This is a genomic window from Agromyces sp. Y782, from assembly GCF_059445405.1.
Map to the genome: position 1 here is coordinate 2,729,125 of NZ_JCAIUG010000001.1, position 14,044 is coordinate 2,743,168.

At 66.9% G+C, this 14,044-nt stretch carries 13 protein-coding genes and 3 tRNA genes; 10 read left to right on the top strand and 6 right to left on the bottom strand.

Annotated features, from left to right (window positions below; translation table 11 throughout):
* Positions 1-148: 148 nt before the first annotated feature.
* Positions 149-1,486, bottom strand: a complete 1,338-nt coding sequence (locus tag AC1C2S_RS12315; protein ID WP_495352816.1) for an SIR2 family protein — start codon at positions 1,484-1,486, stop codon at positions 149-151.
* A 120-nt stretch (positions 1,487-1,606) separates the two neighbouring features.
* Here AC1C2S_RS12315 and AC1C2S_RS12320 point away from each other — a divergent pair, with 120 nt between their 5' ends.
* A complete protein-coding gene (locus AC1C2S_RS12320) occupies positions 1,607-2,722 on the top strand; it encodes an AlbA family DNA-binding domain-containing protein (RefSeq protein ID WP_495352817.1) in 1,116 nt (371 codons plus the stop codon).
* A gap of 93 nt (positions 2,723-2,815) precedes the next feature.
* On the opposite strand, the gene AC1C2S_RS12325 is transcribed toward AC1C2S_RS12320, so the two are convergent.
* Positions 2,816-3,529 carry a hypothetical protein gene (locus AC1C2S_RS12325; RefSeq protein WP_495352818.1) on the bottom strand — a complete coding sequence of 238 codons (714 nt, stop codon included), beginning with the start codon at positions 3,527-3,529 and terminating at the stop codon, positions 2,816-2,818.
* Positions 3,530-3,668: 139 nt separating this feature from the next.
* Between AC1C2S_RS12325 and AC1C2S_RS12330 the strand changes: the two genes are divergently transcribed.
* Complete coding sequence (locus AC1C2S_RS12330; protein ID WP_495352819.1) at positions 3,669-3,866, top strand: helix-turn-helix transcriptional regulator; 198 nt, start codon at positions 3,669-3,671, stop codon at positions 3,864-3,866.
* On the top strand, positions 3,866-5,095 hold the full coding sequence (locus tag AC1C2S_RS12335; RefSeq protein ID WP_495352820.1) for a tyrosine-type recombinase/integrase: 1,230 nt from the start codon (positions 3,866-3,868) through the stop codon (positions 5,093-5,095). Before AC1C2S_RS12330 ends, AC1C2S_RS12335 begins: the two co-directional genes overlap by 1 nt.
* Before the next feature lie 34 nt (positions 5,096-5,129).
* On the opposite strand, the gene AC1C2S_RS12340 is transcribed toward AC1C2S_RS12335, so the two are convergent.
* The 3 genes from AC1C2S_RS12340 to AC1C2S_RS12350 form a co-directional block, all read right to left on the bottom strand.
* Positions 5,130-5,205 (bottom strand) — tRNA-Phe (locus AC1C2S_RS12340).
* A gap of 90 nt (positions 5,206-5,295) precedes the next feature.
* Positions 5,296-5,369, bottom strand: a tRNA-Asp gene (locus tag AC1C2S_RS12345).
* A gap of 71 nt (positions 5,370-5,440) precedes the next feature.
* Positions 5,441-5,513: transfer RNA gene (locus AC1C2S_RS12350), tRNA-Glu, on the bottom strand.
* A gap of 319 nt (positions 5,514-5,832) precedes the next feature.
* On the opposite strand from AC1C2S_RS12350, the gene AC1C2S_RS12355 reads away from it, so the two are divergent.
* Entirely contained in the window at positions 5,833-7,050 is a 1,218-nt protein-coding gene (locus tag AC1C2S_RS12355) for a peptidoglycan DD-metalloendopeptidase family protein (RefSeq protein WP_495352821.1), read from the top strand.
* A 16-nt stretch (positions 7,051-7,066) separates the two neighbouring features.
* Positions 7,067-8,323, top strand: coding sequence for a C40 family peptidase (locus AC1C2S_RS12360; protein ID WP_495352822.1), 1,257 nt, complete (start codon positions 7,067-7,069; stop codon positions 8,321-8,323).
* A 159-nt stretch (positions 8,324-8,482) separates the two neighbouring features.
* On the opposite strand, the gene ppa is transcribed toward AC1C2S_RS12360, so the two are convergent.
* Positions 8,483-8,968, bottom strand: a complete 486-nt coding sequence (gene ppa / locus AC1C2S_RS12365; protein WP_495352823.1) for an inorganic diphosphatase — start codon at positions 8,966-8,968, stop codon at positions 8,483-8,485.
* A gap of 106 nt (positions 8,969-9,074) precedes the next feature.
* On the opposite strand from ppa, the gene tilS reads away from it, so the two are divergent.
* The 5 genes from tilS (at position 9,075) to folE (ending at position 14,043) form a co-directional block, all read left to right on the top strand.
* Positions 9,075-10,151 carry a tRNA lysidine(34) synthetase TilS gene (gene tilS, locus AC1C2S_RS12370; protein WP_495352824.1) on the top strand — a complete coding sequence of 359 codons (1,077 nt, stop codon included), beginning with the start codon at positions 9,075-9,077 and terminating at the stop codon, positions 10,149-10,151.
* A 49-nt stretch (positions 10,152-10,200) separates the two neighbouring features.
* Entirely contained in the window at positions 10,201-10,623 is a 423-nt protein-coding gene (locus AC1C2S_RS12375) for a hypothetical protein (RefSeq protein WP_495352825.1), read from the top strand.
* Between the two features lie 43 nt (positions 10,624-10,666).
* Positions 10,667-11,218: a hypoxanthine phosphoribosyltransferase gene (gene hpt / locus AC1C2S_RS12380; RefSeq protein WP_495352826.1), complete on the top strand. Its 552-nt coding sequence runs from the start codon at positions 10,667-10,669 to the stop codon at positions 11,216-11,218.
* A gap of 146 nt (positions 11,219-11,364) precedes the next feature.
* Entirely contained in the window at positions 11,365-13,380 is a 2,016-nt protein-coding gene (gene ftsH, locus AC1C2S_RS12385) for an ATP-dependent zinc metalloprotease FtsH (RefSeq protein WP_495352827.1), read from the top strand.
* A 42-nt stretch (positions 13,381-13,422) separates the two neighbouring features.
* Entirely contained in the window at positions 13,423-14,043 is a 621-nt protein-coding gene (folE, locus tag AC1C2S_RS12390) for a GTP cyclohydrolase I (protein WP_495352828.1), read from the top strand.
* Position 14,044: the final 1 nt, after the last annotated feature.

Consider the following 14,044-nt stretch of genomic DNA (forward strand, 5'->3'; position numbering starts at 1 on the left):
AGGTTCTTGCAACTACCTACGGTAGCATATGTCCATTCGCAATCAGAGGGGCATCAATGGAGGCGGTGAAACTGGTTGCTTTGCGGAGAGGGAGCGGATTCGCTTCGAGTCGGCTCTCGATGAGATCGATCGGTTGAGGCCGCAACCGTTAGGCAGTGTGTAAGTCTGGAAGTGTCCGGTCATGGGTGAGGATCATGTCGGCCGGGAGCCCGTCGAGCAATCGTCGGGCGTGCGCGCGTTGCCTGGGGGCGCGCCGCCGACTCTGCTCGATAGCGGTGCGAAACTCCTCTGGGTTTGTGAGGTCGTCGTCCGAGCCGTACATGAAGAAGTACGGGAAAGCGGCGACATCGTCCTCCGCGTCAATAACTAGGGCGAGCAGAACATTCGTGTAGCCCTCCATGTATGCGGCGTCGTGGAAGCGTCCTCGACTCTCTGCCCGATCTGCCGCCTGCAGGTAGAGTCGCGCCTGCCACTGGACGTGATGCGCATCAGAGTATTGACCGGACCCACGCTGGTGCTGTATCCGGAAACAAGCGTCGGTTACCCCTTCGAGGTACATCCAGCAGTAGAGCACGGAGGGGTAATCCGCATGCGGCACCTCCTTGGCAATCTCATCGGCGCGAAACGCGCGCGATTCGATTAGCTCGATCTTGTCGTATCGCTCGTCTGCAACAAGGCAGTCGTCTTGCAGCGCGATCTTCAGTTCGCGGACGAACTTGACACCGCTCGTGTGTAGATGAGTTAGCCCGTTTCGCTCCGCTGCAGTTCCAGCATGGGGAGACACAACGTACGCGGTTGGCGCGAACTTACCGAGGTCGGCGCGTAGAGCCGAGTAGAGGCGATCGAAGTTCCAGTCAGTCATCGAATAGCCGATGAAGACGACCACTTTCGAGGCGAGGAGGTCACGGATGCGTGCTCCGAGCGCGTTCTGAGAGAGCCGCGTCAGGCTCTCGGCGTAGTCGTTTTCGGTGACGACGAGAGTAGAAACGTTCGAGATGGACCCGTGCATCTTGAACACCCGGCGCGGGTACATTCCGGCGAACGCCATATCCTCGCCGACCACGAACGGCGTCGCCAGACATTCCTCCTCGAAGTAGGTGTCCCAGTTGGTCGTGATGATGTCGCGAATGTACGGAATTGTCGCCACTTCTTGATGGAACTGCCGCGCAGCGCGGCGCAGCGTTGGAAACGAGTCGGCCGCGTCGAAACGCGCCTTGAGTTCCCGCACGAGCTCCGCGCGGGAGAACTTCGCCTCAAAGTCCGACATCACTTCAGGGAACGATTCAGCTGCCGACTCGGAGAGGGCCTTCATGGCGCTGTAGAACGTCACTGGAAAGACGGCGGGCACCTCGGTGCTGACGCCAGCGCCCGCAAACAAGACGAGGTCTCCACGTCGACACGCTTCGACGAGGGCGGGTGGCATCTCAAACTCATAATCAAGCGCGCACCATTTGCATGATCCGCCATCGTGGCTGTGCTGCGTCACGTACGGAGACTATCCGTTGCTGCCCCGATCGTCTGGGCGACGGGCTGGCCGTACGCTTCGGACTTGGGATGCGTGCGACAGCACGCGAATCGCTCGAGTGAATCGCGTATCCACGGGACGATGACCGACGCCGCGAGTGTGACCAACGCGCCAATACAGACCGACGCCGAGCAACCCGACCCATGCCGCATCCATGAGGCGACCTTAGGGTGGCCACATAATCAATTTGTGGCCCTTCAGATCGACATCTCGCGCTCGCTCCGCACTCCCGACCAGCTGATGCAACTGATTCGAGCAGTCCACAACGCGACCTCTGATGATGAAAACCGAGCGGTCGAGTGGAAGCGGGGCTACGCGGACCTGACTGGCGTGGATGCATCCTTCGCCATCGCTCGGGCGATCCTCGGGCTTGCGAATCGCCCGGAGGCAGTAGCGCGAGTTGCGTTCGAGGGTGTCGGGTATGTCTTGATTGGGGTTGAGCCGGGCGAGTTGGTGGGGCAACCGGTGCCGGACAGTGCCGAATTTCTCAACGCCGTTCGTCGATTCACTGGGCATGGGTGGCCGATCTGGGACCCACGAAGCGTCACGGTCGAAGGCAAGAACGTGCTGGTCGTTACGGTGGAGCCACCGCATGCCGGCGACCGGATTGCGCTTCTGCAGAAGGGCTATCAGGGCAAGGGGTCGCTCGTTGCTGAAGGGACCGTATTCGTCCGACAACCAGGAGCAACCGAACGTGCTTCTCGGGCGGAAATGGAGATGCTTCAGGATCGCCTCTTGGACGGTATCGCTGCACAGGCCGATGCTGCCCGAAACGCTGAACGCAACCAAGAAATTCGGATCCTCGTTGCCGACTTGGTCCACGCGGCAGAGCAGTGGGCCGATGCAATGCAGATACTCACCATCATGAGCGCAAACAAGAGGTGGTCGCAGCGGGACTGGATGGAATGGGTCGATACCGATTCTGGGCGGGCCATGGCATCGAACGCACAGCTAGTCATTCAGAACGCCCGCAAACTTCGCCTCTTGACGAGTGAAGACGCTCTGATCGGGCCACTTAAAGTCGCTCAAGGCTTCATGCAGGACCCGTCCAGCTGGGACGGCATTCACGGGGCCAGTGGCCCGAGTACAGATGAAGCCCGCGCTGCCGCCTATCAACACATCAATCGGGTGAAGCGCGCGTTCAAGGTTCTTGAAGAGTCAGCCGCTGCGATGCTTAGCGGCCCGTCCGGCCGTTAGTTCCTACCCGCGGGCGCACACGCGCTTGAATAGTTCGCCCGTACTGGAGCCCGTGGCAGATGTGTGGGTGTCGGTTCCAGCTTCGTCGCTGTGTTACCCGGCGCGCCCGCGTCGGCCGGGTGGCAGCAGCCCGCGGTCGCGAGCCTTCGTGACCCAACCCTGCGCTGTCGACAGAGCCACTCCGTTGAGTTCCGCCATCGTCGCGCTCGGATTCGCGTCGCCCTGCTGCGTGAGCCGGCCGTGCTGCAGTGCAACCACCTCGTAGAAGTCGGGCACCTTCTTCGGGTCGCCCAGCGGCTTGAGCAGGTCTCGCTCGCTGACCTTCCGCCCCGACGGCAGCACGATCTTCCCGCCGGTGATCGTCTCGGTGCGCTTCATCGCGAACAGCCGCTTATTGATCGCTGCTTCGATGCGAGCGGTCGGCAGTTCGCGGAGGAGTTGGCTCGTGATCGGGTCGCCAGGGCGCCACGGGAGGTAGATCACTCCGGTGATCCGAACTTCTTCGGGCACAGCGAACACCTGACGCTGCAGCCGGATCATCACTCGCGTGTGCGTCGCGGTGTGCTCGATGTATCGCCAGCGGCCGTCGATCGTCTCGTTCTCTTCAGACGCTTGCTGCGACTGTGCTTGCTCTTCGGTGTTGACCCAGTCGTTGTATCCGAGGATCGCGTCGATCTCCGCGCTCGCGTCGTCGCTCCGTTCGCCGGGGAAGCGGTTCGGCAGGTACCAGCCATCGGGCAGGTCGGTCTGAACGAGCAGGCCGTCCTGCGACTGGTTTGCCCAAGGGGGAGCGTCGGGTGGTCGCATGCGACGAGTCTAGCCAACAACTCAGGTACTTGCCGAAACCCGCGCATGCATGGTAATCTCAGATACTTGCAAATAGCCGCGCTTGTGCCGGCGTGCACCAGATGCCAGCACCGCGGCGGAACAGCCGAAGGGATGCATCATGGTCGACACCGCGCTGAGGGTCGAGTACCTGAGCCGAGTCGAGGCGGCCGCGCGGTGCCGCATCCCGGTCTCGACGTTCGACAAGCTTCGTCACGACGGACTGATCCCCGAGCCCGACGCCCATATGGGCAAGCACCTGCTCTGGAGCGCCGACACGATCGACGACCTGCTCGCGCGGGGTGGAACGGAACCCTGATGGCCGGGCGGCCGAACCGAGATACCCCGAGCCGTATCGATCCGAGAACGGGCCGACCGCTCCCGGAGGGCATCCGCTGGCGCGCCGATCGGCAGCGGTACCAGATCCGCGTCGTCGGCCCGAGTGTCGAGGGCGGCGCGGCCGAACGCTCCCGCACCTTCCTGACGCTCGCCGAGGCCAAGCGCGAGCTCGCGAAGCTGGTCGCCGGCCGCAACCCGAATGGGTCGATGACGCTCGAGCAGTGGCACGAGAAGTACTGGCCGGCGATCGAATCCTCGGTGCGGCCGGCGACCGCGCGCAGCTACGGCGTGGGTTGGCGGTTGCGGGTGAAACCGAGCCTTGGCCGGCACCGCCTCGAAGACATCACCTCGCCGATGATCGAGTCGGCGATGGTGGCGTGGCTTGGCGGAGCATCCGCGAAGAATGATGCGCTCGCGGTGCTCTCACGCCTGCTGGATGGCGCGCGGCGCTCCCGGTTCATCGACCACAACCCGGCCCGCGAGGTGAAGCGGCCGAGCATGCGCGAGTCCATCTCGCCGGTCTCGCGCGCGCTCACGCTCGACCAGATCGGAAGGCTCCTCGACCTCGTGCCGGAGGGCGCCTACCGCGGCTACCTCGCCGCGCTCGTCTATACGGGGATGCGGGCGGGGGAGGCGACCGCGCTGCGGGTCGGCGACGTCGACTTCGCGCGCGGCATCATCCACGTCAGCCGGTCCCTGAGTCCTGGCCAGCATGGTGAGCTGATCGAGCAGTCGCCCAAGAGTCACAAGTCGCGCGACGTCCCGTTGATCGACGCGCTGCGCCCGTACGCCGAGACCGCCGCGAGAGGCAAGCAGTCGAACGACCTGCTGTTCGCTGGACCTGATGGCGGCCGGCTCACCAACCACAACGCGCGACGAGGAGTCGACTGGGCAAAGCTCCGGGAGGCGATCGGCCGACCCGACCTGCGCATCCACGATCTCCGGCACACCTTCGCGACGATCCTGTTCGATGCCGGCGCCAGCGCGCCCGACGTGCAGGCGACGCTCGGGCACTCGAGCTTGCAGGTCACTGAGCGCTACTCGCGTGCCCGCGAGGGGGTCGCGCTCCGTGCCGGCGCCGCCCTGAACGACGCGCTCAAGAATGCAGCCGGCGAACCATTGCAGCGAACCACACGGCAGGCCCCTGCCGAGATTAATGGCACATTAATGGCACAGCCTCACCGGCGCCCAGGCGAGATCGCCCGCTGAAACCAGAAAACCCCCGGTGAACCGGGGGTTTCGATGGTGGCTCCGACGGGCGTCGATCCCGTGACCTCACGATTTTCAGTCGTGCGCTCTACCAACTGAGCTACAGAGCCTCGGGGCCATCCGCCCGATTCTCACCGGACCTACTGCCTCGAGAAGGCGAAAGCCCCTTCTCTCGAAAGGGAAAGGGCTTGTCGCCTGAGCGACCCTGACGGGACTTGAACCCGCGACCTCCGCCGTGACAGGGCGGCACGCTAACCAACTGCGCTACAGGGCCTCGTGGTGTCTTGCAACACCGTGGTGTCTTTTCGACACCGAGTTATTCGATTATATGTGCTTGTCGTGCAGTGACCCCAACGGGATTCGAACCCGTGCTGCCGCCGTGAAAGGGCGGTGTCCTAGGCCACTAAACGATGGGGCCGGAGGGCAGTGCTGGGCACGCCCGCCGACAGCCAAGCATACGTGCACTCACGCGAGATGGCAAAACGAGGGGCGCGGATGCCGCGGGGCTCGCCACGCGGCATCCGCCACACGCGCCCCAAATGCCCGGAAAGCGCCGATCCCGCCCCTATCGTTGGGCTGCCAGTGCCCGAACCGAGAGTGATGAGCGCGGGGACCCGAGCCCGCGTGGACGGGGAAAGATGTATCGCAGCACAGACCGACAGCCGACCGCTCGAGCTGGAACGAGCCTGAATCGAGGCGCCGCGACGGGATCGCGCCGCCAGCGTACTTCGCGTCGCTTGGGCGCCATCGTCGCGATCGCTGCGGCAGCATTGCTCGGCCCCGTCATCGCGGCGCCGCAGTCCGCGACCGCCGCCACCTATCCGAGTTGGGACGACTTGCAGGCCGCGAAGGCGAACACCGCCGCGGGCGCCGCGGCCGTCGATCAGGTCATCGCCCTCATCGCGCAGCTCGAGACGAATGTCGAGGTGACTCGCGCCGAGGCCGAGCGCCGCACCGACGAGCTCTTCGTCGCCCAACAGAAGTACGACGAGGCGGTGACGCGCGCCGACCAGATCCAGGCTCAGGCCGACGCATCGGCGGCTGAGGCCGCCGCAGCCGAGTCGAACGCGGGTCAGGTCGCCGCGCAGCTCTACCGTTCGGGCGGCAGCGATGTCGGCGTGAATCTCTTCCTCGACGCCGGCGACGAGCAGGCGACCGACGCCCTGCTCTCGAAGCTCGGCAGCATGGAGAAGATGGTCGAGCGCACCTCGAGCATCTACGACCGTGCTCAAGAGAAGAAGAACACGGCGCTCGCGCTCAGCGACCAAGCCGAGGTGGCACAGGCCGAGCGCGAGAAGCTGCGCATCGCCGCCGAAGCCGCCCTCGTGGCCGCGCAAGAAGCACAAGCGGCCGCTGAGGCCGCGCTCGCCGAATCGCAATCGAAGAAGATCGAGCTGGAGGCGCAGCTGGCGTTCCTCAAAGACGCCGAGGCGAAGACCACGGCGGCGTACCAGGAGGGTGAGCGCATCCGCCAGGAGGAAGAACGGAAGCGCCGCGAAGAGGCAGCCCGCACCGGTTCGCCCGGTGCTGTCGCCGCCTCGGGATGGGCCAAGCCCGCCGCCGGACGGATCACCGGCGACTACGGCCCCCGCGCCCCGATCTGCAGTGGCGGCTGTTCAGGTAGCTTCCACTATGCCGTCGACCTCGGCACCGGCTGCGGTGCGCCGATCTATGCGGCGAACAGTGGCGTCGTCAGCTTCTCTGGAAGCTCGGGCACGTACGGCAACTACATCAGGGTCGACCATGGCGGGGGCGTCTCGACGGGATACGCCCACATCGTCGACGGCGGCCGACTCGTCGGCGCGGGCGAGTGGGTGAGCGCCGGCCAGCACATCGCGTGGAGCGGCACCACCGGGGCATCCGATGGCTGCCACCTGCACTTCGAGGTCTGGATCGGCGGCACCCGCATCGATCCGATCCCGTTCATGGCCGATCGGGGGATCCGTCTTGGCTGAGAATCGAACGAGGCCCGTGTCGCGGGTGAAGCCGGCGACGGTCTTCTCGACGGTCGCGGTCGGTGCCGTCACCGCGTCGGTCGTTGCGGCCGGCGGCCCGGCCATGGCAGAGCCCGACTATCCGTCGTGGAGCGAGATCGAACAGGCGAAGACCAACGAGGCGACCAAGCAGGCAGAGATCGAGCGGGTCGGCGAGCTGCTCGCGGGCTTGCAACAGGCGGCGGATGTCGCGGTGCAGGCCTCGCAGATCGCGGCCGAGTCGTACCGCATCGCGGTCGACGCGCGCGATCGGGCGGCCGAACGCGAGAGCACCCTCGCGCGACAGGCCGACGAGGCCGACGCGGTCGCCGAGATCTCGAAGATGCGCGCCGGGCTCCTCGCCGCGCATCTCGCGAAGACCGCCGGCAATGACTTGAGCGCCGAGCTCGTCTTCTCGGGCGAGAACGCCGACGGGCTGCTGAAGCAGCTCGGCATGGCCTCCAAGCTCGGCGAGCAGTCGCAGGCCGTTTACGAGCAGGCGGTGGCCGACCGCAACACCGCCGACGCACTGCGCGCCCAGGCAGCGGCAGCGGCTGCCGAACGCACCCGCCTCGCCGCACTCGCCGAGGCGAAAGCGACGGAGGCGAATGCCGCAGCGGAAGCCGCACTCTCGGCCGTCACGGCGCAGGAACAGCGTTCGGTCGAGCTCTACGCCCAGCTCGCGACGCTGAAGAACACGACCGCCGAGCTTGAACGTGAACGGGTCGAAGGTCAGGCACAGGCGGCGGCAGCTGCAGCGCTCGCCGAAGCCACTCGACCGGCCCCCGCGCCTGCGCCTGCGCCCGGTGGCGGTGGGGGAGGCGGAGGCGGTGGTAACGGCGGAGGCACTCCGGCGCCGAACCCCGACCCTGCCCCGCCGAACGCGGGTGCCGTCGAGACGGCGATCTGGTTCGCGAGCCAGCAACTCGGCGAGCCCTACCGGCTCGGCGGCGCAGGTCCAGACTCGTGGGACTGCTCGGGCCTCACACGGGCCGCGTACGCCGCGGCGGGCATCGGCATCGGCACGCATTCGGCGACGAACCAGTACCACACGCTCGCGGATCGCGGCAAGGCGGTCTCACTCGGCAGCGCGCAGCGCGGTGACCTGTTGTTCTGGGGTTCGCCCGGCAACTACTACCACGTCGCGATCTACCTCGGTGGCGGGCGCATTCTCGAGGCGCCCGACTACGGCAAGCCCGTGCGCGAGTGGCCCATCTGGGGCAGCCCGTCGGCGGCCGCGCGCCCCGCGAGCTGATTCCGATGTGCGCGCTGAGCCGGCCCACGCCAGCGAAGTGCGTCGTGCTCGCTCGCTCGTCACGACGGTTGGGAGGACTTCGTCGGCCCGCCCCTGCTGTCTCAGTCGCACCGAACGGATGTCGCGAGCTCGCGACATCCGTTCGGGCTCATGCCCTGGTCAGTGACCCGGGAACTTGTCGATCGCCTTCTGGATGAGCGCCTCGGCCTCGGCCGCATCGGCCCAGCCCTCGGTCTTGACCCACTTGCCGGGCTCGAGGTCTTTGTAGTGCTCGAAGAAGTGCTCGATCTCTTTGCGGGTGAACTCGGGGATGTCGTTCAGGTCCTGGATGTGGTTCCAGCGCGGGTCGCCCGCGGGCACCGCGATGACCTTCGCGTCGCCGCCGCCGTCGTCGGTCATGTTGAACACGCCCACCGGGCGCACCTTCACGCCGACGCCCGGGAACAGCGGGTAGTCGAGCAGCACGAGCACGTCGAGCGGGTCGCCGTCGTCGCCGAGGGTGTTCTCGAAGAAGCCGTAGTCGGTCGGGTAGACGAACGTCGTGTAGAGCACGCGGTCGAGAAAGACCCGGCCGGTCTCGTGGTCGACCTCGTACTTGTTGCGGCTCCCCTTGGGGATCTCGATGATGGCGGCGTACTCGCCCATGCTGGTTCTCCTTGTATCGGAAGCACTTCTGGAAGCACTCTCTGGAAGCTCGGCCCCGGGCCGGCCCGTTCAGGAGCGGCCGCGATCGGCGGAATAAGGTTACTTGATGCCTCCTGACCAGCCGACGGCTCCCTCTGAGCCCGCCGAAGTGCCCGCGACCCCGCACCGGCCGCGACTGACACCGCCGATCGCCGACGTGCGCCGCGCAGTGCGCGGCGTGCTGCCCGACATTGGTCGAGTAGCGCCGCCGCAGGCGACGCGTATCGAGACTCCTGTGACGAATCCACTCGTGCTCGTCGCCCTGTCCGGCGGCGCCGATTCGCTCGCGCTCGCCGCGGCGACGGCGTTCGAGGCGCCGCGCGCCGGACTCCGCGCGGGCGCCGTCATCGTCGACCACGGACTGCAGGCGGGGTCTGCGGATGTCGCGGCCGCCGCAGCGGGGACCGCGCGCGAGCTCGGGCTCGACCCTGTCATCGTGCGCCGCGTCGAGGTGACGGGCGAGGGCGGGCCCGAGGCATCTGCTCGTTCAGCGCGTTATGCCGCTCTCGATGCCGCCGCCGCCGAGACCGACGCGGCGCTCGTGTTGCTCGGGCACACCCTCGACGACCAGGCCGAGACGGTGCTGCTCGGCCTCGCCCGCGGCTCGGGCGCCGCGAGCCTCTCTGGCATGCCGGCGCGTGCCGGTCGCTACGCCCGGCCGCTCCTCGGCATCCGCCGTGCGACGACGCGGCAGGCCTGCCTCGACGCGGGGCTCACCCCATGGGACGACCCGCACAACACCGACCACTCTTATGCGCGCGTGCGCGTGCGCGAACGAGTGCTGCCCGTGCTCGAGGCCGAACTCGGCCCGGGCATCGCCGAGGCGCTCGTGCGCACCGCCGAGCAATTGCGTGAAGACGAGGCGGCGTTCGCGGAGCAGATCGAGGAGTTCATCGAGGAGATCTGCGAACCAGCCGAGGCCGGCATCGCGGTGTCGGTCGGCGCCCTCGCGTCGAACCCGGCGGCGCTGCGCCAGCGCATCATCAGGCACGTCGTCGGCAGCGAGTTCGGCGTCTCGCTCTCGCGCGCCCAGACCCTCGAGGTCGCGCGCCTCGTCACCGACTGGCACGGCCAGGGCCCGATCGACCTGCAGGGCGTGCAGGCTTCGCGCATCGGCGAGTTGTTGGTGTTCACCGCGGCCTGAGTTGCTCCCGCGCCTTGCGCGCGGGTTCCGGGCGTGCCAACGTCGGGCCATGGAACGGCCTTCCGTGCGGCGATGGCCCGCCGCGATCCTGGCATCAGCGGTGATCGCCTGGCTCGGCATGTTCGTGCACAACGTCGCTGATCTCCCGGGGCAGACGATCCTCAGCGCCGAGACCCTCGTGCCGACGCTCGTCACGCTCGTACTGGCCGGATGCTGGTTCGTGCGCCCCATCAGGCGGGTCGCGACGTGGGCGCTCCTCGTCTGGGGCTGGCTCTCGCTCATCGGCGGCATCCTCACCGTGCTCCCGCTCGGGTTCTTGCCGTTCCAGCCGGCGCAGACCATCGCGCACTACGGATTCCATATCGTCTACGCCGCCACCCAGGTGCCGTTGATCGTCATCACGACGCTCTGGCTGCGGGACGCGCGACGTGCAACCGGAACCGGCGCGGCATCCACAGGAGGCGACCGGTAGGCTCGTGGCATCCGTTCGCCGAGCAACGAGGAGCAGACCGGAAATGTACGCGCGCGAGATCGAGGCCGACCTCACCGAGGTGCTCGTCACCGAAGCCGAGATCCACGAAAAGCTCGCCGAGCTCGCCCGCCGCATCGAGGCAGACTACGAGGGCCGAGACGTGCTGCTCGTCGGCGTGTTGAAGGGCGCCGTCATGGTCATGGCCGACCTCGCGCGCGAGTTGCGCCCGCACGTGAAGATGGACTGGATGGCCGTCTCCTCCTATGGTGCGGGCACGCAGTCCTCGGGCGTCGTGCGCATCGTGAAAGACCTCGACACCGACCTCACCGGCAAGCACGTCGTCATCGTCGAAGACATCATCGACTCGGGCCTCACGCTCAGCTGGCTGCTCGGCAACCTCGAATCGCGCGGCGCCGAGTCGGTCGAGATCTGCGCGCTGCTGCGCAAGCCCGACGCCGCGAAGGTCGACGTGACGGTCAAGTACCTCGGCTTCGACATCCCGAACCAGTTCGTCGTCGGCTATGGCCTCGACTACGCCGAGCAGTACCGCAACCTCCGCGACGTCGCGATCCTCGCACCGCACGTCTACAGCTGAACCCACAGCGGCTGCGCTCGTGGGTTCGCTGCGGCCTGCTTCGCAGCCCACAGCGGCTGCGCTCGTTGGTTCGCTGCTGCCTGCTTCGCAGCCCACAGCGAACACGCAGCCGACCTGCAGCATCGCCGCGGTAGCCTGTCAGCACCATGAACATCAAGAAGATCCTGCGCGGGCCGATCATCTACATTCTGCTCGCGATCGTCGCCGTGTGGATCGGTTCGAGCCTCATCACCGCCTCGGGGTTCAAAGAGGTGTCGACGCAAGAGGGCCTCGAACTGCTGAACGACGGCAAGGTCGCCTCGGTCAAGATCGTCGACGGTGAGAACCGTGTCGACCTCACGCTCGCCAAAGAAGACGACGAGCTCGGCAAGCAAGTGCAGTTCTACTACGTGACGCCGCGCGGGCCCGACATCGTCGCCGCCGTCGACGAGGCGAACCCCGCCGACGGCTACAACGATGAGGTGCCGCAGCCGAACTGGTTCCTCTCGATGCTCGGCATTCTTCTGCCGCTCGTGCTGATCGGCCTCTTCTTCTGGATCATGCTCTCGGGCATGCAGGGCGGCGGCAGCAAGGTCATGCAGTTCGGCAAGTCCAAGGCGAAGCTCGTCACGAAGGAGAGCCCCAAGGTCACCTTCGACGACGTCGCCGGTGCCGACGAGGCCATCGAAGAACTCCACGAGATCAAGGAGTTCCTGAAGGAACCCGCGAAGTTCCAGGCCGTCGGCGCACGCATCCCCAAGGGCGTGCTGCTCTATGGCCCTCCCGGCACCGGCAAGACGCTGCTCGCACGAGCGGTCGCCGGTGAAGCGGCAGTGCCGTTCTACTCGATCTCGGGCTCCGACTTCGTCGAGATGTTCGTGGGCGTCGGCGCATCCCGCGTGCGTGACCTCTTCGAGCAGGCCAAGCAGAACGCGCCCGCCATCATCTTCGTCGACGAGATCGACGCCGTCGGCCGGCACCGCGGTGCCGGACTCGGCGGTGGCCACGACGAGCGCGAGCAGACGCTCAACCAGCTGCTCGTCGAGATGGACGGCTTCGACCCGAAGACCAACGTCATCCTCATCGCGGCGACGAACCGCCCCGACATCCTCGACCCCGCGCTGCTTCGCCCCGGCCGCTTCGACCGGCAGATCGGCGTCGACGCACCCGACCTCAAGGGCCGCCAGAAGATCCTCGAGGTGCACTCCAAGGGCAAGCCCCTCGCCAACGGCGTCGACCTCGAGGTGCTCGCGCGCAAGACGCCGGGCTTCACTGGTGCCGACCTCGCGAACGTGCTCAACGAGGCAGCGCTGCTCACCGCGCGCTCGAACGCGCAGCTCATCGACAACCGCGCCCTCGATGAGGCCGTCGACCGTGTGATCGCCGGCCCGCAGCGCCGCTCCCGCGTCATGAAAGACAAGGAGAAGCTCATCACGGCCTACCACGAGGGCGGCCACGCCCTCGCTGCCGCGGCGATGAACTACACCGACCCCGTCACGAAGATCACGATCCTGCCGCGTGGGCGCGCCCTCGGCTACACGATGGTGCTGCCGCTCGAAGACAAGTACTCGATCAGCCGCAACGAACTGCTCGACCAGCTCACGTATGCGATGGGTGGCCGCGTCGCCGAAGAGATCGTGTTCCACGACCCCTCGACCGGTGCGTCGAACGACATCGAGAAGGCCACGTCGACGGCTCGCAAGATGGTCACCGAATTCGGCATGAGCGCGAACGTCGGTGCAGTCAAGCTCGGCCAGTCGCAGGGCGAGGTCTTCCTCGGTCGCGACATGGGCCACCAGCGCGACTACTCCGAACGCATCGCCGAGCGGGTCGACGGCGAAGTGCGCACGCTCATCGAGCAGGCGCACGACGAGGCCTGGCTGGTGCTGAACGACAACCGCGACATCCTCGACAAGCTCGCGGCCGAACTGCTCGAACAAGAGACGCTCGACCACAAGCAGATCGCCGAGATCTTCAAAGACGTGAAGAAGCTGCCCGAGCGCCCGCAGTGGTTGTCGAGCGACAAGCGCCCCGTGTCCGACCGGCCTCCGATCGCCTTCCCGACCGAGAAGATGCCGATCGACCAGGGTGCCGTCGACGGTGGGGTCGACTCCGGTCAGCTGCCGGTCGACGAGACCGCTGCGCGCGCGCCCCGGTCGAACCCGCGCCCCGCCACGGCGTAGTCGTCGGTCGGTCGAAGTCCATCGACCCGAAGAAGGGGAGCCATGGCCGGAGTGGACGCCCTGCGCATCCAGCGCGCGGTGCACGAGATCCTGCTCGCGATCGGTGAAGACCCATCGCGGCCCGGGCTCGAGCGCACGCCCCAGCGAGTCGCCGAGGCTTACGCCGACTTCTTCGGCGGTCTCGACGTCGACCCGCTCCGTCACCTCGCCGACTCGGTTCCGATCGGGTCGGCTCTTCGACAGGCTCAGGGCGGCGCGGATGCCGGCGTGCCCGCGACGAGCGACGCGGTCATCCTGCGCGACCTCGCGTTCCGTTCGGTGTGCGAGCACCACCTGCTGCCGTTCGTCGGTACGGCGCACGTGGCGTACCTGCCCGGTGACCGGGTCGTCGGACTCGGACGCATTCCCGCGGTCGTCGACACGCTCGCCCGCCGTCCGCAGTTGCAGGAGCGGCTCACCGAGGAGATCGCCGACACTCTGGTGGCCGGTCTCGACCCCAAGGGCGTGCTCGTCGTGCTCGACGCGCAACACCGCTGCGTGACGACCCGGGGTTCGCGGCAGGAGCGCAGCTCCACGGTGACGATCGCGAGTCGCGGCGCGCTCTCCGAGCCCGCTGCCCGCGGTGAGATCATCGCGCTGATCGGTGCGCAGGCGAATGCCTGAC